The organism is Hydrogenovibrio thermophilus (assembly GCF_004028275.1).
In the GTDB taxonomy this organism is placed as follows: Bacteria; Pseudomonadota; Gammaproteobacteria; order Thiomicrospirales; family Thiomicrospiraceae; genus Hydrogenovibrio; species Hydrogenovibrio thermophilus.
In genome coordinates this window covers 1,054,883-1,077,750 of sequence record NZ_CP035033.1, presented here as the reverse complement: position 1 = coordinate 1,077,750, position 22,868 = coordinate 1,054,883, and the positions used below count along the sequence as shown (strand labels likewise).

General features: G+C 51.5%; 21 protein-coding genes. 2 read left to right on the top strand and 19 right to left on the bottom strand.

The features are described 5' to 3' along the window. Positions 1–78 precede the first annotated feature (78 nt). From EPV75_RS04970 to carA, 8 genes are all read right to left on the bottom strand, one after another. Positions 79–963 carry an ROK family protein gene (locus tag EPV75_RS04970; RefSeq protein ID WP_128384661.1) on the bottom strand — a complete coding sequence of 295 codons (885 nt, stop codon included), beginning with the start codon at positions 961–963 and terminating at the stop codon, positions 79–81. A 6-nt stretch (positions 964–969) separates the two neighbouring features. Then, positions 970–1,617: a class I SAM-dependent methyltransferase gene (locus EPV75_RS04965; protein ID WP_128384660.1), complete on the bottom strand. Its 648-nt coding sequence runs from the start codon at positions 1,615–1,617 to the stop codon at positions 970–972. Positions 1,618–1,619: 2 nt separating this feature from the next. Continuing rightward, entirely contained in the window at positions 1,620–2,426 is an 807-nt protein-coding gene (locus EPV75_RS04960; protein ID WP_225972401.1) for a ferritin-like domain-containing protein, read from the bottom strand. An 85-nt stretch (positions 2,427–2,511) separates the two neighbouring features. Further along, entirely contained in the window at positions 2,512–2,871 is a 360-nt protein-coding gene (locus EPV75_RS04955) for a hypothetical protein (RefSeq protein WP_029937724.1), read from the bottom strand. Positions 2,872–3,047: 176 nt separating this feature from the next. Then, positions 3,048–3,467, bottom strand: a complete 420-nt coding sequence (locus EPV75_RS04950) for a DUF4149 domain-containing protein (protein ID WP_029937723.1) — start codon at positions 3,465–3,467, stop codon at positions 3,048–3,050. Between the two features lie 21 nt (positions 3,468–3,488). Beyond that, on the bottom strand, positions 3,489–3,965 hold the full coding sequence (gene greA / locus EPV75_RS04945) for a transcription elongation factor GreA (RefSeq protein WP_029937722.1): 477 nt from the start codon (positions 3,963–3,965) through the stop codon (positions 3,489–3,491). Positions 3,966–4,045: 80 nt separating this feature from the next. Continuing rightward, the gene (gene carB, locus EPV75_RS04940; protein ID WP_128384659.1) at positions 4,046–7,258 is read right to left on the bottom strand and encodes a carbamoyl-phosphate synthase large subunit; all 3,213 of its coding nucleotides are present in this window, start codon (positions 7,256–7,258) and stop codon (positions 4,046–4,048) included. Positions 7,259–7,278: 20 nt separating this feature from the next. Further along, on the bottom strand, positions 7,279–8,415 hold the full coding sequence (gene carA, locus EPV75_RS04935; RefSeq protein ID WP_029937720.1) for a glutamine-hydrolyzing carbamoyl-phosphate synthase small subunit: 1,137 nt from the start codon (positions 8,413–8,415) through the stop codon (positions 7,279–7,281). A gap of 393 nt (positions 8,416–8,808) precedes the next feature. On the opposite strand from carA, the gene EPV75_RS04930 reads away from it, so the two are divergent. Further along, positions 8,809–9,033, top strand: coding sequence for a DUF2798 domain-containing protein (locus tag EPV75_RS04930; RefSeq protein ID WP_029937719.1), 225 nt, complete (start codon positions 8,809–8,811; stop codon positions 9,031–9,033). A gap of 21 nt (positions 9,034–9,054) precedes the next feature. Here EPV75_RS04930 and EPV75_RS04925 read toward each other — a convergent pair whose 3' ends face one another. From EPV75_RS04925 to EPV75_RS12230, 3 genes are all read right to left on the bottom strand, one after another. Further along, the gene (locus EPV75_RS04925) at positions 9,055–10,290 is read right to left on the bottom strand and encodes a multidrug effflux MFS transporter (protein WP_128384658.1); all 1,236 of its coding nucleotides are present in this window, start codon (positions 10,288–10,290) and stop codon (positions 9,055–9,057) included. Positions 10,291–10,479: 189 nt separating this feature from the next. Then, entirely contained in the window at positions 10,480–11,343 is an 864-nt protein-coding gene (gene ilvE, locus EPV75_RS04920) for a branched-chain-amino-acid transaminase (protein ID WP_128384657.1), read from the bottom strand. Between the two features lie 38 nt (positions 11,344–11,381). Then, positions 11,382–11,543, bottom strand: coding sequence for a hypothetical protein (locus EPV75_RS12230; RefSeq protein WP_192894039.1), 162 nt, complete (start codon positions 11,541–11,543; stop codon positions 11,382–11,384). 177 nt (positions 11,544–11,720) lie between these two features. On the opposite strand from EPV75_RS12230, the gene EPV75_RS04915 reads away from it, so the two are divergent. Continuing rightward, positions 11,721–13,208, top strand: coding sequence for an aminotransferase-like domain-containing protein (locus EPV75_RS04915; protein WP_128384656.1), 1,488 nt, complete (start codon positions 11,721–11,723; stop codon positions 13,206–13,208). A gap of 85 nt (positions 13,209–13,293) precedes the next feature. Here the strand turns inward: EPV75_RS04915 and EPV75_RS04910 are convergent, their stop codons facing one another. The 8 genes from EPV75_RS04910 to grpE all read right to left on the bottom strand — a co-directional run bounded on the left by EPV75_RS04910 (position 13,294) and on the right by grpE (position 22,769). Next, positions 13,294–13,773 (bottom strand): GNAT family N-acetyltransferase, encoded by a 480-nt coding sequence (locus EPV75_RS04910; protein WP_128384655.1) that lies wholly within the window; start codon positions 13,771–13,773, stop codon positions 13,294–13,296. After that, positions 13,773–14,222, bottom strand: coding sequence for an alternative ribosome rescue aminoacyl-tRNA hydrolase ArfB (gene arfB / locus EPV75_RS04905; RefSeq protein WP_128384654.1), 450 nt, complete (start codon positions 14,220–14,222; stop codon positions 13,773–13,775). The genes EPV75_RS04910 and arfB overlap by 1 nt, the downstream gene beginning before the upstream one ends. Positions 14,223–14,285: 63 nt before the next feature. Further along, a complete protein-coding gene (locus EPV75_RS04900; RefSeq protein WP_192894038.1) occupies positions 14,286–16,901 on the bottom strand; it encodes a methyl-accepting chemotaxis protein in 2,616 nt (871 codons plus the stop codon). A gap of 262 nt (positions 16,902–17,163) precedes the next feature. Then, positions 17,164–17,721 carry a DsrE family protein gene (locus EPV75_RS04895; protein ID WP_128384652.1) on the bottom strand — a complete coding sequence of 186 codons (558 nt, stop codon included), beginning with the start codon at positions 17,719–17,721 and terminating at the stop codon, positions 17,164–17,166. A gap of 201 nt (positions 17,722–17,922) precedes the next feature. Next, positions 17,923–18,723, bottom strand: a complete 801-nt coding sequence (gene dapB, locus EPV75_RS04890) for a 4-hydroxy-tetrahydrodipicolinate reductase (RefSeq protein WP_128385631.1) — start codon at positions 18,721–18,723, stop codon at positions 17,923–17,925. A 14-nt stretch (positions 18,724–18,737) separates the two neighbouring features. Beyond that, complete coding sequence (dnaJ, locus tag EPV75_RS04885; protein WP_029937709.1) at positions 18,738–19,895, bottom strand: molecular chaperone DnaJ; 1,158 nt, start codon at positions 19,893–19,895, stop codon at positions 18,738–18,740. 240 nt (positions 19,896–20,135) lie between these two features. After that, on the bottom strand, positions 20,136–22,055 hold the full coding sequence (gene dnaK, locus EPV75_RS04880) for a molecular chaperone DnaK (RefSeq protein WP_127119922.1): 1,920 nt from the start codon (positions 22,053–22,055) through the stop codon (positions 20,136–20,138). Between the two features lie 156 nt (positions 22,056–22,211). Then, a complete protein-coding gene (gene grpE, locus EPV75_RS04875; RefSeq protein ID WP_029937707.1) occupies positions 22,212–22,769 on the bottom strand; it encodes a nucleotide exchange factor GrpE in 558 nt (185 codons plus the stop codon). Positions 22,770–22,868: the final 99 nt, after the last annotated feature.

Here is a 22,868-nt window from a genome sequence, read left to right as displayed (position 1 = left end):
TCCCTTTCTCCATTTTTGATTCCCACACCATAACGCTATTGGCCTTTTCGGCCAGGCCTGGTCAAATTCAGCATCGATTCAGAGCCAAGCGGCCCCACGAACCCCACTGGAATCCCCCCATTTTGCCGGCACCAACCGGGTATCCACCCGGTCGCTGAACACCCATTGTGCCCAAAGCTCCGGAACACGACGATACAAAAAATCCACATTGGACAAGCCGCCACCCAATACAATGACATCCGGGTCGACGACATTCATCACACTGGCCAGGCCTTTCGCCAACCAGTGTGCATAGGACTCCATATGCCGCCGACACACTGCCTCTCCCGCTTCAGCGCCTTCGGAAATGGCCTGCGCACTCAACGGCCGTCCGTAACGTTTTTCAAAATGCATTGCCATGCCCGGTCCCGACAAAAACGTTTCCAGACAACCCTTTTGACCGCAATAACACGGATGCATTTCATCCTTTTCCGAAAGCCACGGTAACGGGTTATGCCCCCATTCTCCGGCAATGGCATTCACCCCGTTCAAAACCTGTCCATTCACCACCAAACCGCCGCCACAGCCGGTGCCCAAAATAACGGCAAAGACCACGTCTTCACCCGCCGCGGCGCCGTCAGACGCTTCCGACAACGCCAAACAATTGGCGTCGTTTGCCAACACGATGGTTTGAGATAAAGTGGCCGACAAATCAGCGACCAAATCGCGACCGATCAAACAGGTCGAATTGGCGTTTTTGATACGGCCGGTTTGCTTGGAGACGGCACCCGGAATACCGATTCCCAAACGCAGAAAAGCCCCAAACTCCGACTCCACCCGCCGGACCAAAGAAATGATGATCGCCAAAGTCGCTGCATAATCGCCCTGCGGTGTCGGCATTCGCTCTCGCAGCAGAATATGATTGTCATCATCCAGCACCACCGCTTCGATTTTCGTGCCACCAAGATCAATCCCCACTTTCATTGCCGTTTACTTTCCTAAATACACACTGAAATCATTGGGAAGATACCCTTCTTCCAAGACCACTTGCCGGGCAAAATCGGAACAATACTCGGCTATTTCCTCCGGATCAAAACTCTGCAACAGCCCTCGATTAGCCGTCCAATCGTGCCGGGCATTCAACAAGTTGAACGCCACGCCGGTTTTGGCCAGGGCATACATTCGGCGAATCACGGCTTTTGCATACTCCCCTTCACAGTCGGGGGCATCCACCACTTCATTCATCGCCCCGGAACACACCACAAAATCAAACGAATTGGCCGGCCAATCGAAGTCGAACAGCTCACCTTGTTGCAAACGCAAGCCCGAGTGCTTAAACCCGGCAGCCTGAACCATGTCCGGTGACACATCAATACCGGTATAACGGACATCAAATTCCCGCGCCGTCAAATACGGGTAAAAATCACCAAACCCCGCCCCCACGTCCAACAGATGAAACGACCAGGCCTGGTCGTTTTTCAACCCATAACGCAACAGTAAATCTGACAACACGTCAAATCTTACCTGCTGGGCTTCGGTATTATTCCAATAAAGCGCCGTCGCCCCGTAACCGCGCTCCTGAATGGAGCGTTGGTGCCGCCGGATAATCCGCTCGCGATGCCGTTCGCTGAGTTTCATTGTCAGGCCGACTCCAAGGTTTTCAGCCAGGCGATTTCATCGTCGCTGAAACCGGCTTCCTGGCGGGCTTCGAAATTGAACGGTCCGCGCAAATCGCCATGAAAGTAATCGTCAATGACCTGGGTAAAAGTTTCAAAAGGGTTCAGGCTCCGCTCTGCACACAAGTATCGGAACCAACGGGTACCGACCTCGACATGGCCGATTTCGTCCCGCAGCAGTATCTTCAAGATTTCCACACCGCGTTTATCGCCCACGGCACGCAGTTTTTGAATCATCGGCGGCGTCACATCCAAACCGCGTGCTTCCAGCGTTCTTGGCACCAATGCCATGCGAACCAATAGGTCATGATCGGTTTCATAGGTCGTCACCCAAAGGCCGTTATGGGCAGGAAAATCGCCGTATTCATAGCCCAAATGATACAAATGCTCGCGCACCATTTGAAAGTGATAGGACTCTTCTCCCGCCACGCCTAACCAATCCCGATAATATTCTCGGGGCATATCCTGAAAACGGTAAATGGCATCCAGCGCCAGATTCACGGCATTGAATTCAATGTGTAAAATGGAGTGCATTAACGCCGCGTGGCCTTCTTTGGAACCCAACCGGCGCTTGGGCAACTCTCTGGGCGGCACCAACTCCGGTTTTTCGGGGCGACCGGCATCCGGCACCTTATGGATTTCAGATGTCGGTTCAAAGTCGAAGGTATCTTCGGTCCACCACTGTTGTAGCAAAGCCAACTGCCTTACCTTTTCACCCAAATCGGATTCCACCAGACAACGGTAAGTCTGTTCAAATAAATTGTATTTCACACCCAATTCCTAACAACGAATAAAAAACGCCCGGAAACAAAAAAGCCGACATAAAGCCGGCTTTTTCTTCCTAACCTGTTGGCGATTACTTGCTGAAGTAATAAGCCGCTTGAAGGTAAGGTGTGCCACGATATTGTTTCGCATCGATGGAATCGAACAATTTCGCCCATTTGGCACGATCTTCCGGAGTCATTACATAAGATGGGTTTAGACCCAAAGTCTTCTCACCGTAAGTCGCTTCGATTTTGCTCAACTCAGCAAAACACTCACCAACAGTTGTTTTCTGCTCGTAAGCACGTGCCGCAGTGGCCCCTTTCTCTCTTGCCAACTTAACGATCGTGTCACCGTCTGCAACACATTGATCATATTTTGACTCTGCAGCTTGCACGTTTAAAGTGAACGCGGCAACAGCTGCAACAAATAGCGCCTGTAATGTTAATTTCATTCAAACCACTCCGTTATCTTACCGTTGTATTTATATTAGGATTTAATCATTTACCGGGACTATTTTCAGTCTTTTTAGTGCAAATTGCAACCGAAAACCCTGACTTTCAGCTATAAAATAATTAAATGCTTATAAGCTTTTTTTATAGTCCAGTCGCGGCTTTGAGGACGACGAACTCAACGGCTTCGGCCAAAACGAATCCCCCAGACGACCAGCAGCACCAACGTCAGCATAAACAGAACTTGGGAAACGCCGTGCCACTGGGCAAAGGTCATTCCATATAACTGTGGCGATGTAGCCAGCCCCATGACTTTCAATTCCATCATCAGCGGCGAAATCCCCCACAAATTACCCGCGACCGACAAGGCCGCAATCCCCAGCAGAAGTTCCCGTTTCGGACGAAACCGTTTTTGCAGCACCAACAAGCCAAGCAACCCAAGCAAAAGCAGTAAGTCAAACCCATATAGCCCTGTCAGAAAAATACCCATCAGCTCACCGGCGGTTTCACTGCTCAAGCGGCCGAACAAAACTGGCGCAACAACATAACCGATGGTGATATTCGCCGTGAGCAGAATCATCAACAGTGCCAAATGCATGACTAAAAGCCCCCAACCGATTTAAATATATTGAATTTCGACAATTTCGTAGTCGATGTTGCCGCTTGGGGCTTTCACCACCACTTCGTCCCCTTCCTCTTTGGCGATCAAGGCGCGTGCAATCGGCGAATTGACGGAAATTTTATTGTGTTTCAAGTCGGCTTCTTCTTCACCGACGATCTGATAGGTGACTTCCTCATCGGTTTCCACATTCAGGACCGTCACCGTCGCACCAAACACCACTTTTCCGTTTGGATTCAGTTTGGTGACATCAATAATCTGAACGCGTCCCAGCATGTTTTCGATTTGCTTGATGCGTGCTTCAATCAACCCTTGCTGCTCGCGAGCAGCATGATATTCCGCGTTTTCCTTGAGGTCGCCATGCTCTCTCGCTTCGGCAATGGCATTGGAAATCGTCGGGCGGTCTTCTTTCTTCAATTTTTGTAATTCGGCTTGCAGGGCGTCTGCCCCTTCTTTTGTCATCGGATGTCTTTGCATTCTCTTTTCCTCACACTCTTCCTAAAACAAAAAACGCCGAGCCCTTGCTCGGCGTTATTTCAGATGACGGACGCTACGGATTAAATCGCTTGCAGCTTGGTCACTTTTTGGTTGTCCAAGTAATCCATAGAGGCCACCATAGCCAAAGCGCCTGCCATCGTCGTTGTATAACAGGTTTTATGCATCAACGCTTCACGGCGAATACTCGATGAATCTTTAATACTAACAGAACCATCGGACGTATTCACAATCAAATCCACTTCTTCGTTGACGATGGAGTCCACAATATTCGGACGTCCTTCCGTTACCTTATTGACGATTTCGCATTCGATACCGGCTTCTTCCAACGATTTGGCTGTGCCACGCGTCGCCAAAATGGTGAACCCTTTCGCAATCAGCTTATTCGCTAAATCAATCACCTTGACGCGATCGGCTTGGCGTACGCTCAAGAAGGCTTTACCGGACGTCGGCAAAATGGTGCCGCCCGCCAATTGCGCTTTTTGATAAGCTTCCGCAAAAGTATCGCCCACGCCCATGACTTCACCGGTTGATTTCATTTCCGGCCCAAGAATCGGGTCCACACCCAAGAACTTAATGAACGGGAAAACCGCTTCTTTCACCGAGAAATGCGTTGGACGCACTTCTTTAACGAATTGCTGATCCGCCAGTTTTTGGCCGACCATGCAACGCGCAGCGATTTTCGCTAACGGATGACCGATGGCTTTGGACACAAACGGAACCGTTCTCGAGGCACGCGGGTTGACTTCCAGCACATAAATCTCATCGCCCTTGACGGCAAACTGGGTATTCATCAAGCCCACCACGCTCAAGGCCTTGGCCATTTTTTCGACCTGGCTGCGGATTTCATCCTGAATGTGCATTGGAATGCTGTACGGCGGCAAGGAACAAGCCGAATCACCGGAGTGAATCCCGGCTTGCTCGATGTGTTCCATTACCCCGCCGATGACAACCTGTTCGCCATCGCTCACCGCATCGACATCCAACTCAACCGCGTCGTCCAGGAAACGATCCAACAGAACCGGCGAGTCGTTCGACACTTTCACCGCTTCCGTCATATAACGCGACAAATCGGCATCGTTATAGACAATTTCCATGGCTCGCCCACCCAAGACATAAGACGGGCGCACCACCAGCGGATAACCGATTTCATTCGCCAACGCTAAAGCCTGCTCTTCACTGCGCGCCGTACGGTTAGGCGGTTGTTGCAAATCGAGTCCGTACAACATTTGCTGGAAACGCTCGCGATCTTCCGCCAAATCGATGGATTCCGGCGACGTCCCGATAATCGGTACGCCAGCGGCTTCCAAATCTTCTGCCAGCTTCAGTGGTGTTTGACCACCGTACTGGACAATAACGCCCTTCGGCTTTTCAACCTCGACAATTTCCAAAACGTCTTCCAATGTCAATGGCTCGAAATACAAACGGTCGGACGTATCGTAGTCAGTGGAAACGGTTTCCGGGTTACAGTTGACCATAATGGTTTCATAACCGTCTTCGCGCATCGCCATGGCGGCATGCACACAACAGTAATCGAACTCGATCCCTTGGCCGATACGGTTCGGACCACCGCCCAATACCATGATTTTTTCGCGCTCGCTCGGCGCCGCTTCACACTCTTCTTCGTAAGTGGAATACATGTAAGCCGTCGAAGTTTCAAACTCGGCCGCACAGGTATCGACGCGCTTATAGACCGGACGAACATTCAAGGTATGACGGAACTTACGGATAAAGGCGGCATCCGTATCCAACAATTTCGCCAGACGATTATCCGAGAAACCTTTACGCTTCAATTGACGCAACAGATTTTCATCCAACGCATCCAAACCGCGTTGTTTGATGTCGTCTTCCATGTCGACCAGCTGTTTAATCTGAGACAGGAACCACGGATCGATGCGGGAAATCTCATAAACGGTTTCCAAACTCCAACCGGCACGGAAAGCATCCGCGACATACCATAGGCGCTCAGGGCCCGGCGCACGTAATTCCTGACGCAAGACATCCTTGATATCTTTTTCATCCATGGTCGCCAACGGCATGACTTCATCCAAACCGTCTTTACCGGTTTCCAAACCGCGCAACGCTTTTTGCAAGGACTCCTGGAAATTACGCCCCATCGCCATGACTTCACCGACCGACTTCATTTGCGTCGATAGGCGTGCATCGGCTTGCGGGAATTTTTCAAACGTAAAGCGTGGAATCTTCGTGACCACATAATCGATGGACGGCTCGAAGGAAGCCGGCGTAGCGCCGTCGGTAATGTCGTTGCTCAACTCGTCCAACGTATAACCCACAGCCAACTTGGCCGCGACTTTTGCAATCGGGAAACCGGTGGCTTTCGACGCCAGGGCCGAAGAACGCGACACACGCGGGTTCATCTCGATGATAATCATGCGCCCGGTTTCAGGATTGATCGAGAATTGAACGTTGGAGCCCCCGGTTTCAACCCCGATTTCGCGCAAAACCGCCAAAGAGGCGTTACGCATGATTTGATATTCTTTATCGGTCAAGGTTTGCGCCGGTGCCACCGTAATGGAATCCCCGGTATGCACCCCCATCGGGTCCAGATTTTCGATGGAACAGATGATGATGGCGTTGTCGTTTTTGTCGCGCACCACTTCCATTTCGTATTCTTTCCAGCCCAGAATCGACTCTTCAATCAACAACTCTTTGGTTGGCGACAAGTCCAGACCGAACTTACAGATTTGTTCGAACTCCGCTTTGTTGTAAGCGATACCACCGCCGGAACCACCCAACGTGAAAGACGGACGAATGATGGTCGGGAAACCAACCTTTTCTTGAATCGCCCAGGCTTCTTCCATGTTATGCGCCACATCGGACACCGGCATATCCAAACCGATTTTCGTCATCGCCTGACGGAAGCGGTCGCGGTTTTCCGCTTTGTCGATGGCATCGGCATTGGCGCCAATCAACTCGACATTGAATTCTTCCAACACACCGTGCTTGTCCAAATCCAGCGCACAGTTCAAAGCGGTTTGACCACCCATGGTCGGCAAAATCGCATCCGGACGTTCTTGCGCGATGATATTGCGAACTGTTTTCCATTCAATCGGTTCGATATAGGTCGCATCGGCCATTTCCGGGTCGGTCATGATGGTCGCCGGGTTGGAGTTGACCAGAATGACACGGTAACCTTCTTCTTTCAGCGCCTTACAGGCTTGTACACCGGAGTAGTCGAACTCGCAGGCCTGGCCGATAATGATAGGACCCGCACCAATAATCAGAATACTTTCTAAATCACTTCTTTTTGGCATCTTCTTTAACTTCCTATCACTTATGCTTGTTTGTATTTTTTAATATTATCGATGAACTGGTCGAACAAAGGCGCGACATCGTGCGGCCCCGGACTGGCTTCCGGATGACCCTGGAAACTGAACGCCGCCTTATCCTTGCGCTGGATCCCTTGCGAGGAACCGTCGAATAGCGAACTGTGCGTGGCTTCCAAGCAATCCGGCAAGGTATCCGCATCCACAGCGAACCCGTGGTTCTGTGCGGTAATCATCACTTTCTTGGTTTTCAAATCCTGCACCGGATGGTTCCCGCCGTGATGACCGAATTTCATCTTCACGGTTTTCGCACCGGATGCCAGTGCCAACAACTGATGCCCTAAACAGATACCGAAAACCGGAATATCGGTTTTCAAGACCTCTTGAATCGCTTCGATGGCGTAATCACATGGCTCCGGGTCTCCCGGGCCATTCGACAGGAAAACGCCATCCGGGTTCATCGCCAAGACTTCATTCGCCGGCGTTTTCGCCGGAACCACAGTCAACTTACAACCACGATCCGCCAACATGCGCAGAATGTTGCGTTTGATACCGTAATCAAACGCCACCACGTGATACGGTGTGTTATCGGAACAGTCTTTATGCCCTTCGCCCAACACCCAAGTGCCTTCGGTCCAGACATAGGTTTCCGGCGTGGTGACTTCTTTGGCCAGATCCATCCCCTTCAACCCGGCGAACGCTTTGGCTTTGGCGACGGCCGCATCGGCGTCAATCTCATCACCGGCCACGATAATGCCGGACTGGGCGCCTTTATCACGCAGAATGCGCGTCAATTTACGCGTGTCGATATCGGCAATCGCCACCACATTTTGTTCTCTCAGGTAATCGGGCAGGGATTTTTCCGCACGGAAGTTGCTCATCAGCGGCGGGCAATCGCGAACAATCAAACCTTGAGCCATAATTGACGGAGACTCTTCGTCTTCTTCGTTCACGCCCACATTACCGATATGCGGATAAGTTAACGTCACAATTTGTTTGTAATACGATGGGTCTGTCAGAATTTCCTGATAACCGGTTAACGAAGTATTGAATACCACTTCACCGATTGTTTCCCCTTCGATACCAAGAGACGTTCCCCAGAACAGGGAGCCATCTTCCAAAGCCAATAAAGCTGTTTGTGTCATTGATTTGTTCCGCCCAACAGAAATTCAAAAACTTTTGGGGAGGCCATATAAAAAAACGGAGCCAATTCCCAGAAGGAACTCACTCCGTTTTTTCTTAGAAATCAGTGGGTTTCACCGCCATTTCTCGTACCGACCCCAAATAGTCAAAGCCATAAAAATAAGATTACGCGGATTGTACTTGATTCGGGCCTATCTGTCTATATTAAAACCGCAGTAAAACGACGTTTTTCAATAAGTTTTTCCAGCGTCAATAAAAGTGATTGAGGTTAAAAGCCTGGTCAAAAAGAAGCGGAATCTTTTACAATGGCTTTCCGTTTAAATATCGCATGAACGCTTCGATTCGCAGAACGTTCATCCGTCGTTCCTAAACCCTAACCATCAGGACAACCGACTATGTTTCCAAAACACTATCACCGCTTTGTCGCCGCTTTCACCATGTCCGTCATCATGGTCTTCGTCATGACGGCTGTCATCACCGCCGTCAATACCGGCATCGGCGGTAACTTCATCCAGCGCTGGTGGGAAGCCATGCTGGTGGCCTGGCCGATTGCGTTTGCCGCCATTTTGGTCATCGGCAAGCCGGTTCAGCAGTTCACTACCAAAGTCTGTTCCAAGTAATCGGCTCGACGCCCGTTTAAATCAATCCGCTTGCGCTCCGACATCGCTCGGTGCCGCCGGATTGACAAACCGCACCTTCGCCACCCACCACAAACTCAACAGACTGATGCTCGACAGCATGAAAATAAACACCACCACTCGACTCAAACTGCCGTCATGCAAGGCTCCCATCACCAAACCCATCACGCCCCCGAACGCAAAGATACTGGTACCTACCAAGGCGTTGGCCGTGCCGGAAATATGCGGAAAGAAATCCATGTAACTGGCCTGTACGTTTGGCGTAATCGCCCCCAGCAGACCCAAAATAAAAAACTGAATCAACAACACCAGATACACATTCGGCTCGAACAGTTCCACATAACTCACGAACAATACCGTCATCACCACCTGGCCGATTAAAGCGCCGAGCACAATTTGCTGCGGTTCGTAATGTTTCAACAAGCCGATATTGACCCGATTGAAGAACATCACGCCCAACACCACCAGGCCGAAATAAAACGGGAAGGACGCTGAGCTGACACCAAAGAAATCCATGTAGATAAACGGCGACTCGGTAATGTATACGAACAAAATACTGCTGGCGAAGCCCTGCGCCAGCAAAAAGCCCAAGGCCCGAGTGTTCGACAGCACCGTTTTATAGTTTGCCAGCAACTGCCAAACCGATTCACCCCGCGCCTTTTGACGTGCTTCCGGCCCCACGGTTTCCGGCAAGGCCCATTTCACCACCACAAACAACAAGCCGGCATACAGCGCCAGAAACAAAAACACCTTATGCCAATCGCCCAAGTTCAAAATCAACGCCCCCACGCCCGGCGCCGCCAAAGGCGCTATCAGCATCACCATCGCAATCATCGAAAACACTCTGGCACTCTCCCGCCCCGAGTATAAATCGCGCACAATCGCCGCCGAGACCACCGTCGCGAAACCGCCGCCCACCGCCTGCAGCACCCGCATCACATACAACTGCTCAATCTGCACCGAAAACATCATCAACGCCGAGGTGACCGAAAACACCAACAAACCGATAAACGCGATGGGTTTACGACCGAAACGGTCGGATAAGGGGCCGCCAATCAGTTGACCCAGCGCAAAGCTGATGAGAAACAACGGCACCGTCAAACTCACTTCATTGACGGTCGCCTCCAATGCGGTGGCGATTTCCGGAATGGCGGGCAAATAGGTATCGACCGCAAAAGGGGTCAAAGCGACTAAAGCCCCCAACCTTGGAGCCAATTGTCGAGCAGACAAAGCGTGCATAATAGCGAATCTTCCAGTGAAAAAGTGTGCCGTAAAACGGCTTGAGGGGGTTAAGAACGACGTTAACACCCAGATAAAATGTTACATACTTGTAAACATCCATATCATACCACAGCCATACTCATTGAAACCGGCAATCTCAGAAACCACCAGGCCTGGTGGTTTCCGCTATTCGCTCTGTTATCGGCTTTAAGCCTCGGACAAAGCTTGAACCCGTTCATCAAAGGCCTGCTTCAAGCGTTTAAACATCGGCCCCGGGCAGGCCGTCATGCGCCGCCCGCCGATGTCCGCCACCGGCAACATTTCCGCGCCCGACCCGCTGAGAAAAACTTCATCGGCATGATAAACATCATACAAAGATAGCGGCCTTTCGACACACTCTATCCCCAAAGAGGCCGCGAGCTCGAGAATAAAACGCCGTGTAATGCCATTCAACGCACACTCCGAACTCGGAGGTGAGATCAACGCTCCATTCTTGACCACAAACACATTGGCCGCACTGGCTTCGGCAACACGCCCTTGCGTGTTCAGCAAAAGTGCGTCGTCGGCACCGGCTTGATTGGCTTCGATTTTCGCCAGAATATTGTTCATATAATTCAAAGTTTTAATTTGACTGTCAAACACATCCAACGGCATACGTCGCGTGGCGGCGACAATCAACTTCAAACCGGATTGCGCCGAATCACGCACCATCTTCAACTCGTCGCACAGAATGAAAACCGTCGGTGTTTCACAGCGCTTCGGGTCCAGCCCTAACGCGCCCGAACCGCGCGTGACCACCAAACGCAAATACCCATCCATTAAATCATTTTGTGCAATGACATCACGGCAGGCCTGGTGTAAATCATCCATTGAATACGGCAGCTCCAGACAAATCGCCTTGGCGGATTGAAACAACCGCTCCAGATGCTCGGTCAATAAAAACGATACCCGATGATAAAATCGAACCCCCTCGAAAACGCCGTCGCCGTATAAAAGACCGTGGTCCGTCAAGGCCACACCCGCTTGTGAGACCGGTTTGATTGCCTGATTTATCCAACACTGCCGTTCCATTACCACTCCTTAATATCCGTTATACTATATTTCTTCGATTATTTAATGCGCCACCACCAAGGGCGATCTGCCTCAACGTGAGTCTCCTCTGCCGTCTGCCCTACCGGCTGCCCGATTGTTTGCTTCATCCAGCCCCAACCCAGCGCCAACAAGAACAGCACAACCACCCACAATAGTTTTATGAATCCTTCACGCTTCATTGCCTGAAACCTCCATTTCCGCTTCATCATCACCAAATAATCAGTCTAAGGCTTTCCAAAAAAATATACAGATTCAAAAAATATTAAATAAACCAGTACAGATTAGCGTTAAAATCATCTGTACCGGTTTGAAAGACAACAACTGTATTGAAGTGAAGAACGAAATAAGGCCATCAGATGAGTAAAAAGACCAAGCCACGCTCGCCGAAAAGCGAGTTTTTGTACCAGGATCTCGCCCAGTCCCTAGCGGATAACATTCGCCAAGGCACCTATGCGCCCGGTGAAAAACTGCCGTCAGTGCGCCAAAGCGCCAAAAACTTTCACGTCAGCGTCTCGACGGTGGTGTCGGCTTATTACAAACTGGAAAGCATGGGGTACATCGAGTCTCGTCCCAAGTCCGGTTTTTATGTGCGCAGTGCTGCCAAACTGTCGTTCGAAACCCCGAACCGCAGCCAACCGGAAGCCAAACCTTCCGCCGTCACCGGTCAGGAAATGGTTTTGAACCTGGTCAAAGCCGCCAATGATCCGAACATCCTGCAATTCGGCGCCGCCGTGCCGGACAGCGATTTTTTACCCATTAAACTGGTGTCACAAGCCATGAAAAAAGTCTGCCACCATCAGGCCGACACCATCAGCCATTACGAGTTTCCGCCGGGCAACCCGGAATTGCGGCGGCAAATCGCGCGACGCATGTCCGGCTTCGGTTGCGACGTGTCCGCAGACGACATCGTCATCACCAACGGCTGTCAGGAATCCTTGCGTCTGGCGTTACGCGCCTGCGCCGAACCCGGCGACATCATCGCCATCGAATCCCCCACCTTTTATGGTTTACTGCAAGTCATCAATTCATTGCGTATGAAAGCCATTGAAATCCCCACCGACCCGAACACCGGCATCTCGATCAGCGCCCTGGAGATGGCCATCGATCAATGGCCGATCAAAGCGTGCGTGACGGTGCCCACTTTCAGCAACCCGCTGGGGTTCAGCATGCCGGACGACCATAAACGCCGCTTGAACGTCTTACTGGCCGAACGCGACATTCCCTTGATTGAAGATGACGTTTACGGCGAGCTATCGCATCGCCACAGTCGCCCTAAACCGCTTAAGGCGTTCGACCCTTACGATAACGTCATCTACTGCTCGTCTTTTTCCAAAACCCTGTCGCCGGGCTTACGGGTCGGCTGGGTCAGCTCGAAACGCTATTACAAACAGCTCGAATACCTGAAATACGTTTCCAACCTGTCGACCTCCTCCGCCGCGCAGCTCGCGACTCTGGACATCCTGCGATCCGGTCGTTACGACTTGTATTTGCGCCGGGCCGGGCAACAATACGCTTACGCGGTGGACCAACTCACCAGTGCCATCGTGCGGCTGTTTCCACCCGGCACCAAGGTCACCCGCCCGGAAGGCGGTTTTGTCATCTGGGTGGAATTACCCTATGCGATCGACACCTTTGAATTGGCGAACCGCCTGATTCCGCATGGCATCAGCATCGCGCCGGGGCGTATTTTCTCCACCACCGACAAATACAATCATTTTTTCCGGCTGTCCTGCGCGTTGAAATGGAACCGTGAAACCGAACTCGCGATCTTGAAGATATTGCATGAAACCGAAAAACTGCATCAGGAAAGTCAAAACCCGACTCCGCTACGGCATTCGGTTTAAAAAGGCAGTGACTCAAAATCTCCCAGGCCTGGCAGATTTTGTCCAAATGAGACTAAATGGTAGATGATGGGGTGAAATGCATGCGCTAGCGGGATGGTTCTGACAGGGGTTTTTCCAACGTGAAATTCGTCAGTGAAACCGTGCCACGACGCACTTGATTGGTCTGCACACAGTGAAATCCACGCCGTTCGAAAAACGGGCGAATCAGATGCGAAGCTTCCACATACAGGCGTGCCATGGCCGCTTGGCGGGCATTCGCTTCCAAATGCGCATACAAGGCCGCCGCCACACCCTGCCCCTGAAATGCCGGATGCGTATAGGCGCAATCGATATGCCCGTCGGCTTCCAACTCCATAAAACCGACAATTCGCCCCTCCCGCCACGCGACAAAGGGCTGTTTTTGGGCCAGACGTTCTTTCCAAAACACCTTATCCGGCGGCGTAGGCGCCCAGGCTTCCTGCTGTTCTTTGGAATACACCGTCGGATCGATGGCATGCACCGCCGCATGGTATAAATCCGCAATCGCGTCGGCATCTTGCGGCTGGTAGGTTCGAATCTGCACCATCACTCATCCAGCCTCACCGGTTTGCGCCGCGCCTTGATTTCACCTCTTTGACGCTTTTGATCCATGCGCTTCCGGCGAGCACTTTTGGTCGGACGAGTGGCTAAACGCTTTTTCGGTCGAACCCAGGCAGCTTCCAACAACTGTTGTAACCGCTGCAGAGCCTCCCGGCGATTCCCTTCCTGAGTGCGCTGAGATTGCGCTTTAATGATAATCAGGCCGTCTTTGGTAATGCGTCGGTCCGGAAGTGCCATCAAGCGCAATTTGATGGCTTCCGGCAACGAAGAACCGAAAATATCGAAACGCAAATGGACGGCGGTGGCCACTTTATTGACGTTCTGACCGCCAGCGCCTTGCGAGCGCACGGCCTGCCAATCCAATTCGTTTTCGGGAAGTTTCCACCCGCTTGACAGCGTAATCACGCCACCCTCCTTTTCTTTCCAGTCACCCATACAAAAAATCCGCCAGGACTGGCGGATTTTGTAATATTTCGAAAGGTAGTCAACCCCTTTACATCATGAGACGGAATCCGGCAAATGATTGGCCTGAACACTGCGAGACCCGCTGACCTCGGCCAGATGGGTTTCCATTTCGTTGATGGCATCCACCACTTCACGGCTCAATCGCTCCAGCTCGTCGAGGTTGGTTTCGGCACTGATGTTGTCGCCGATTTCTTTCAACTGAATGATTTTACCGATATGGGCGTGCATGGCCTGATGCGATTTTTCCAACTGCTGGAAACTCGGGAAAGACGCATACTGTTGGCCAGCGCCGTAAATCCATTGTCCCAGCTCACAGGCTCTCGGGTCAACGGCTTTTTGCGGATCCACGCCCACATCAAACCCGTGAATGTAAGCCCGTGCCTTGGCGCGCCATTGACGGTGCGCCATACGGATGCGCACAAAATTGGCATCCGCATCCAACGCGGTTTTGTGTGACTTCGGTTGAATTTTAAACGTCTGGGCATTTTGCGTCATCGCATGGGTCAGGCTTTCCAGTTGCTTGGCGGTCTGACTGGTACTTTCCGCCATGATGGCGTTTTTCTGAACCTGAGAATCGATGTCGCTGATGGCGATATTGACCTGCGAAATCCCCTGTGTCTGCTCCCGGCTCGACTTGGAAATGTCATCGATAATCGATTGAACTTTCTGAATTGACTGGTGAATTTCGTTTAAGGAATCACCGGAATCGTTCACATACGCCGAACCTTGTTCGACTTTTTCCAAGGTGTCCTCAATCAAGCCGCGAATTTCCTTGGCCGCATCGGACGACTTTCCGGCTAGGTTACGTACTTCACCCGCCACCACCGCGAAACCGCGGCCATGTTCACCGGCGCGAGCCGCTTCCACCGCCGCGTTCAACGCCAGCAAATTCGTCTGGAAGGCAATCGAATCAATCAAGGTAATGATATCACCAATGCGTTGGCTGGCATGACTGATGGCTTCCATCGACTGAATCGCATCCTGCATGACTTTCACGCCCTGTGCCGCTTTGGCGGCTGCATCATGGGTCTGAGACGCGGCATCCTGCGCATTGTCGGAACTGCTTTGCACCGCGCTGGTCATTTCTTCCATCGACGCGGAGGTTTCTTCAATCGACGCCGCTTGGCTTTGTGAACTGGAGCTCAGTTCGGTACTGGCGCGGCGCACTTCCTTACTGTCGGTATCAATCAATTCCGATACTTCCTGAACACCGGACAGGATATCGGAAATGTTTTCCATGCTCACCGTCAAGGCTTCTTTCACCACACCGAAATAGCCTGGACACGGCTGTTCGATGGATTGTTGGAAGTCACCCACCGACATGGCAATGGCCACTTCCGTCGACATATCGATGGAGCGAACAATGGAATCCAGCGTCATGTTCAAAGCTTCGGCCACCGGACGCAGCTCCTTGTCGGCTTTCTCCAGGTCGACGCGATACCCCAAGTCCCCAATCAGAATGCCGTCGTGAATCTTTTTAACTTCTTGCAACAGTTGCGCGGTAAGTGTTTTGTCTTCCCACTCCACCACGGTTCCGACGTGAACACCGGCCCGGTTATGTACCGCCACCAGTTTCAGGCAGAACAACATTCCCGCCATTTCAATTTCACGGTACTGGGTGTCGGCCTGATTCAGAACAAAACCGGCGCCGTCTACATTGAACAGATCCATCGGTTGGTCAATCAGCTTGGCGGCGTTGAAACCACTGATCACATTCGCCAAGGTTGCTTCTCGGCTGGCAAAAAAGTCTTTCAACTGTTGGTTGAGATACACGATTTTACCGTCGGCATCCAACATCATCATATTCACCCAGGCCTGATCCACCGCCATTTGCAGGCGGCGTGAGCGATCACTTTCGGTTTCCAGATTGGAACGATAAGCGCCCATTGCCAGCGCACTGGATTGAATGGCGCCGTAGAGTTTACCGGTGTAATTCGGTTTCACCTTCACATCCAGAACCTGCTCACCGCCCGCCACTTTGCGCAGCAACGAAACGGCTTGCCGGATGCTGGTTTGCAAATAAGAGCCCATCAGCCAAGCGACCAACAACATCAACACCGACACCACCCCGATCATCGTCGGTGTCACCTCCAAAAAGGTGTGGGTGAGAATCAGCGGCGCCACGCCCAATAACAGCGCCAACACCACCATTTCACTGCGTGGGCCGAGTTTGGTCCAGAGATTCCACTTCTGCCAGTTGATGCCGGTATGCACATTGCCTTGCTCGATTCGAGCCTGCCCTTTATGAAGCGCTTGATAAGCTTTTTCAGCCGCCTGTTTTTCCGATTCCGGCACGGCTTCGCGCACCGACAGATAACCGGTATTTTGACCGTTCATATCATAGACCGGCGTCACATTGGCACGCACCCAGTAATAACTGCCGTCCTTACGACGGTTTTTGACGATTTGCGTCCAGGGCATACCGGATTTCAAGGTTTGCCACATATCTTTGAACACCGCCGGCGGCACATCCGGATGGCGAACCAGGTTATGCGGCTGCCCAATCAGTTCGGACCGTTTGAAACCGCTGATGATTTCAAAGCTGTCGTTGCATTCGACGATGGTACCGTTCAGATCGGTGCGGGAAACGAGGGTCAGTCCCTTAGGGATAGGGTATTCTTCTTGAGTAACGGGTAGGTTCTCTCTCATAATTATTTCTTTTTTTGTATGGTTTTTCAGAGTCTTCGCCATTCTAGCAAGATGGCAAGAACGAAAAGTGCAACAAAAATGATTCAGCACTTTTCGGCAACAGTCGAAAATTCTACCCTTTCCTTGGCCGTTTACAAAGCCCTTAACGGCTTGATTGCCATAAAAAAAGCACGTAAATACGTGCTTTTTTTAACAGTGCTCCGAAAGCGGATCAAAAAACGACCAGGCCTGGTCGTTTCGGATAATGAAACCTGATGTTTGATTACGTGAATTTGATGTAGGCGTAACCCGATTGTTGCAAATCAATCATGCGAGTGTACGCATCAAACACGATTTTCACTCCCGGAAGCACATCTTCGGCCGTCCAGCCGTGTCCTTTCATCGTCACGTGACACAATTCCACGCTCACGCCGTGGTCAATCAATTCCTGTACCACCTTCGCATTGCGGTTAACGCTGAAAGGGTCGTTGGTGAACATTTGATAAGGCTCGTCTTTCAACAGCCAATAGCCGGCCGCCCCGTGCACCACCACGCTGATGTGCAACTGACTTTCCGGAATGCCCTGTTTTTCATAAGCCTCCAACAACCCGCGAACGTAATACAGCCCTTTGCCAATACCGGCCTGTTGCTGATCCTGATTGATGTCGTACACGACCTTGATGTCTTTCTGATGCTGCACGGTGATAATGTTCGACGACGCACCGGATGACGCCGCCAACGAGAAAGAGGAAAACAATCCGAACACAAAGAACAAAGACAGGAAGAATAAAACATTTCGAGCCGTTAACAACAACGGTCGATTTTGAAGAGAAACCAACATGGGACACCTCCTTGTTTAACGGGCGGCTGAATATCATCCAGCCAGGCCCTTCGAACCAGTATAGTCCTAAGCCAACACCGATAAAAGGAAACAAGTCTGACATCTTGTCAAAACCATTTGATTTCAAAAGTGTTTTCACACTTCTAAAACACAAAACGCCCGTAAAAACGGGCGTTTTCAAACCGTCGAACCACCGAGAGATTAACGCAGATTCAGAACATCCTGCATATCGAACAACCCGGTTACCTTATCCTGCAACCACAAGCACGAACGCGCCGCGCCTTTGGCAAAAGTCATGCGACTGGACGCCTTATGGGTGATTTCCACCCGTTCACCTTCCGTTGCAAACAGCACCGTATGATCACCGACAATGTCGCCGGCTCGGACGGTCGCAAAGCCGATGGTGTTGGGGTCACGCGCGCCGGTAATGCCTTCACGCCCGTAAACCGCACATTCTTTCAAATCACGTCCCAAGGTATCGGCCACCACTTCACCCATTCGCAAAGCGGTACCGGAAGGCGCATCCACCTTATGGCGGTGGTGGCCTTCAATCACTTCAATATCGTAACCGTCGTTCAGCACTTCCGCCGCTTGTTTGAGCAGCTTTAACACCAGGTTGACGCCGACGCTGAAATTGGCGGCAAACACGATGGCGATGCGCTCGGCCGCTTCTCGCAAGGTTTTCAGGCTGGCTTCATCGAACCCGGTGGTGCCGATGACCATTTTCTTATCATGCGCCAAACAAACTTTGATGTTGTGCATGGTCGTCTCAGGCGTGGTGAAATCAATCAGCACATCGAAGTCGTCCACCGCCAGTTCGATTTGATCCACCACCTTGACACCCAACGTGCCAACACCGGCCAGTTCACCGGCATCTGCACCGACCAACGACGACCCGGGACGCTCGATGGCCGCCGACAAAGTCAAGCCTTCGGCCTGGTTGACCGCATCAATCAAGTTTTTTCCCATACGCCCGGAAGCGCCGATTACCGCAACTCTCATCATGCTATTCCTTTTTAATTCCAAGGTCCGTCTTTGTCTTTTTTCTCGTTTTCATCATCACCGGTGAAGAAGGCTTTCACCGAATCGAAGAAACTGTGCGTTTTCGGACTGTGCTGTTTATGATGCTTACCTTGCAGGCTTTCGTCAAACGCACGCAGCAATTCTTTCTGCTCCTCGGTCAATTTGACCGGCGTTTCAATGTGCACCTGCACCACCATATCGCCGATATGATGTGAACGCACCGATTTCACACCTTTTCCGGACAGCTTGAAACGTTGACCGGATTGCGTGCCCGCCGGAATCTTCAAGTTGGCTTTACCGCTCAAAGTCGGCACATCCATGGTGCCCCCCAAAGCGGCTGTAGCAAACGACAACGGCATATCACAATAGAGTGTATTGCCGTCACGTTGGAAAATTTTGTGTTCTTTGACGCGAATGCGCACATACAAATCGCCATGCGGCGCGCCCGGCTCACCGGCTTCGCCCTCGCCTTGCAGGCGAATGCGGTCGCCATTATCGACTCCGGCCGGAATCTTGACCGACAAGGTCTTGTGGCTGTGCTTATAGCCTTCGCCGCGACACGCCTTACACGGCGTTTTGACGATTTTACCGGTACCGTGACAGTTCGGACAGGTACGCGATACCGCAAAGAAACCTTGCTGAACACGAACCTGGCCCGCGCCCTGACAGGTCGGACAGGTTTGCACATCCGAACCCGGTTCGGCACCGGAGCCGTCACAGGCTTCACACAACTCTTTGGTTGGAATACGGATATCGACGGTGGTGCCGGACACCGCGTCTTCCAGTGAGATTTCCAATTCGTATTGCAGGTCGTTCCCCGGCTGCGGGCCGCGACGGCCACCAAAACCACCTCCGAAGATATCGCCGAAGATATCGCCGAAGTCCGCAAAACCGCCGCCTCCGAAGCCGCCTTGGCCCGCACTACCGTCTACGCCGGCATGACCGAACTGATCATAGGCCTGGCGTTTTTGCGGGTCGGACAGGATTTCATACGCTTCGGACGCTTCCTTGAACTTATCTTCGGCGTCTTTGTTGTCCGGGTTACGGTCCGGGTGATAACGCATCGCCAGTTTTCGGTAGGCTTTTTTGATTTCGCCGTCCGACGCCGTGGCCGATACTTCCAGAATTTCGTAGTAATCTCTTTTGCTCATAATGATTCAGATATCTTGTTAAATCGGTCAATTAATATTCAAAACCATACGATAAAACCGAAAATGACCAGGCCTGGCGATTTTCCAGAAACGGTCGGGGTTATCCTATCTTTTTGAATGGTAATTGAACCGCAAAGTCCATTGCGCAGTGAGGCATAAAAAAACGGGCCATTCTTGAGAATGGCCCGCATTATACCGATTTTGGTATTCAATTAGGCCCTGTTATCGAACCTAACCGAATTATTTTTTGTCGTCGTTGACTTCTTCAAACTCGGCATCGACGATGTCGTCATCGGCATTATTGGCGGAACCTTGCTCCTGCGCACCGGCATCGGCGCCCGGTTGCTGAGCATAGGCTTTTTCGGCCAGTTTCTGACTCGCTGCCGCCAATGCTTGCGATTTTTCATCGATGGCCGCTTTGTCGTCGCCTTTCACAGCTTCTTCCAAGTCGGCAATCGCTTTCTCGATCGCTTCTTTCTCGGCCGCATCCACGCCTTCGCCTTGTTCTTCCAACAGTTTCTTCGTACCGTGGATCATGGCATCGGCCTGGTTACGTGCTTCCACCAACTCTTTCAGCTTGGCGTCTTCCGCGGCGTGCGCTTCGGCATCCTTCACCATCGCTTCGATTTCGTCTTCGGACAGACCGGAAGACGCTTGAATGGTGATGTGCTGCTCTTTGTTGGTCGCCTTGTCTTTCGCCGAAACGTTCAGGATACCGTTGGCATCAATGTCGAACGTCACTTCGATTTGCGGCGTACCACGTGGCGCCGGTGGGATTTCGTCCAGATTGAACTGACCCAGCGATTTGTTACCGGAAGCCACTTCACGCTCACCTTGCAGGACATGAATGGTAACGGCCGCCTGATTGTCTTCCGCCGTCGAGAAGGTTTGCGACTTACGCGTCGGAATCGTCGTATTTTTCTCGATCAGTTTGGTCATCACGCCGCCCATGGTTTCAATCCCCAAGGAAAGCGGAGTCACGTCAAGCAACAGTACGTCGTTCACGTCACCGGAAAGAACACCACCTTGAATGGCCGCCCCCATGGCAACCGCTTCATCCGGATTCACGTCTTTACGTGGTTCTTTACCGAAGAACTCTTTTACTTTCGCTTGCACCATCGGTACACGTGTGGAACCACCGACCAAAATCACGTCGTCGATTTCAGAAGCCGACAAACCGGCGTCTTTCAATGCGATGCGACATGGCTCGATGGAACGCTCAACCAAACCTTCGATCAAGGATTCGAACTTGGCACGTGTGATTTTCATGTTCAAGTGTTTCGGACCGGTGGCATCCGCCGTCACATACGGCAGGTTGATGTCGGTCTGTTCACGGGAAGACAACTCGATTTTGGCCTTTTCCGCAGCTTCACGCACACGTTGCAGTGCCAACTTATCCAGTTTCAAGTCCACGTTCTGGTCTTTCTTGAACTCTTCGGCGATGTAATCCACGATGACGTTATCGAAGTCTTCCCCACCCAGGAACGTGTCCCCGTTGGTCGACAGTACTTCGACTTGTTTTTCACCGTCCAGATCGGCCACTTCGATGATGGAGATATCGAAGGTCCCGCCACCCAAGTCGTAAACCGCGATTTTGCTGTCCGCTTTGACTTTGTCCATACCGTAAGCCAAGGCCGCAGCCGTCGGTTCGTTGATGATACGCTTCACTTCCAGACCCGCGATTTTACCGGCATCTTTGGTGGCTTGACGTTGCGAGTCGTTGAAGTAAGCCGGTACCGTAATAACCGCCTCGGTCACTTCATGGCCCAGATAATCTTCAGCCGTTTTCTTCATTTTCATCAACGTACGCGCAGACACTTCTTGCGGAGACAATTTCTTGTCACCGACTTCCACCCATGCATCGCCATTATCGGCAGGAATGATTTTATAAGGCACCATATCCTTGTCTTTTTGCACCACGGCATCGTCGGCACGACGGCCAATCAGACGCTTGATGGCGAACAAAGTGTTTTCAGGGTTGGTCACCGCTTGACGCTTGGCCGAATCCCCGACCAAGACTTCACCGTCGTTTGCGTAAGCCACGATGGAAGGTGTGGTACGAGCCCCTTCCGCGTTAGGAATGACTTTGGTTTCTTTCCCTTCCATTACCGCGACACATGAGTTCGTTGTCCCGAGGTCAATCCCGATAATTTTTCCCATTCGTTTATCTCCAAATTTCATGGCTTCGCGAGGCAAAGCCTTTCAAATTAATACGTAAAGTTTTTTGTGTTAGCTTTTATATAGGGGGCGCCTGAGATTATTCAAGGGCGGCATCGAAAGTTTTTTCGTATTTTTTCGCCCTTGGCCGTTTACCGCTTATTGCGCCACCACAACACGCGCCGGACGGACCAGACGCTCGTTCAGAACATAGCCTTTCTGGAAGACTTCAATCACCGATTGCGATTCGTGATCCGGCGACGGCACCATGGTCATGGCTTCGTGCAATTGCGGGTCAAACTTCTCGCCCGCCGGGTCCACACGCTCCACATTGAACTTCTGCATCACGTCCAGGAATTGCTTGAATGTCATATCCAAGCCTTCACGGATGCTGTCCGCGGAGGCATCATCTTTCGATGCCGCGTCCAAGCCCATTTCCATGGAATCCAATACCGGCAGCAATTCGCCAACGAATTTTTCCAACGCAAATTTATGCGCGTTTTCCACGTCCAAACGGGTACGACGTTTTAAGTTTTCCATATCGGCCAGGGTGCGCAGCGCCAACTCTTTTTGCGCATCGGCTTCTTTTTTGGCCTCGTCCAACATCGCTTCCAGGTCATGTTCGACGGCGTCTTCGGCTTGGTGGGTTTCTTCGGAAACACCGTCTTCCGCCGTTGGAATGTGTTCTTCGTTCAGTTCTGCCTTGTTTTCAGACATAAAAATCTCCAGAAGTTGATAACTGTAAAATCAGGGGGTTTATAAGGACGCTTTTCAGGGTTTCAAGCGCCCAAAATGAATTTTTTGCATTAAATTTTG

Excerpts from the sequence above, each read along its gene's own strand:
- EPV75_RS04930 (WP_029937719.1), top strand. The coding sequence starts at position 8,809 with ATGTTTCCAAAACACTATCACCGCTTTGTCGCCGCTTTCACCATGTCC.
- EPV75_RS12230 (WP_192894039.1), bottom strand. The coding sequence starts at position 11,543 with ATGAAGCGTGAAGGATTCATAAAACTATTGTGGGTGGTTGTGCTGTTC.
- EPV75_RS04955 (WP_029937724.1), bottom strand. The coding sequence starts at position 2,871 with ATGAAATTAACATTACAGGCGCTATTTGTTGCAGCTGTTGCCGCGTTC.
- carB (WP_128384659.1), bottom strand. The coding sequence starts at position 7,258 with ATGCCAAAAAGAAGTGATTTAGAAAGTATTCTGATTATTGGTGCGGGT.
- EPV75_RS04970 (WP_128384661.1), bottom strand. The coding sequence starts at position 963 with ATGAAAGTGGGGATTGATCTTGGTGGCACGAAAATCGAAGCGGTGGTG.
- EPV75_RS04915 (WP_128384656.1), top strand. The coding sequence starts at position 11,721 with ATGAGTAAAAAGACCAAGCCACGCTCGCCGAAAAGCGAGTTTTTGTAC.
- EPV75_RS04925 (WP_128384658.1), bottom strand. The coding sequence starts at position 10,290 with ATGCACGCTTTGTCTGCTCGACAATTGGCTCCAAGGTTGGGGGCTTTA.
- dnaJ (WP_029937709.1), bottom strand. The coding sequence starts at position 19,895 with ATGAGCAAAAGAGATTACTACGAAATTCTGGAAGTATCGGCCACGGCG.
- EPV75_RS04950 (WP_029937723.1), bottom strand. The coding sequence starts at position 3,467 with ATGCATTTGGCACTGTTGATGATTCTGCTCACGGCGAATATCACCATC.
- ilvE (WP_128384657.1), bottom strand. The coding sequence starts at position 11,343 with ATGGAACGGCAGTGTTGGATAAATCAGGCAATCAAACCGGTCTCACAA.
- EPV75_RS04965 (WP_128384660.1), bottom strand. The coding sequence starts at position 1,617 with ATGAAACTCAGCGAACGGCATCGCGAGCGGATTATCCGGCGGCACCAA.
- dnaK (WP_127119922.1), bottom strand. The coding sequence starts at position 22,055 with ATGGGAAAAATTATCGGGATTGACCTCGGGACAACGAACTCATGTGTC.
- greA (WP_029937722.1), bottom strand. The coding sequence starts at position 3,965 with ATGCAAAGACATCCGATGACAAAAGAAGGGGCAGACGCCCTGCAAGCC.
- EPV75_RS04900 (WP_192894038.1), bottom strand. The coding sequence starts at position 16,901 with ATGAGAGAGAACCTACCCGTTACTCAAGAAGAATACCCTATCCCTAAG.
- grpE (WP_029937707.1), bottom strand. The coding sequence starts at position 22,769 with ATGTCTGAAAACAAGGCAGAACTGAACGAAGAACACATTCCAACGGCG.
- EPV75_RS04895 (WP_128384652.1), bottom strand. The coding sequence starts at position 17,721 with ATGTTGGTTTCTCTTCAAAATCGACCGTTGTTGTTAACGGCTCGAAAT.
- EPV75_RS04910 (WP_128384655.1), bottom strand. The coding sequence starts at position 13,773 with ATGGTGCAGATTCGAACCTACCAGCCGCAAGATGCCGACGCGATTGCG.
- dapB (WP_128385631.1), bottom strand. The coding sequence starts at position 18,723 with ATGAGAGTTGCGGTAATCGGCGCTTCCGGGCGTATGGGAAAAAACTTG.
- carA (WP_029937720.1), bottom strand. The coding sequence starts at position 8,415 with ATGACACAAACAGCTTTATTGGCTTTGGAAGATGGCTCCCTGTTCTGG.
- arfB (WP_128384654.1), bottom strand. The coding sequence starts at position 14,222 with ATGGGTGACTGGAAAGAAAAGGAGGGTGGCGTGATTACGCTGTCAAGC.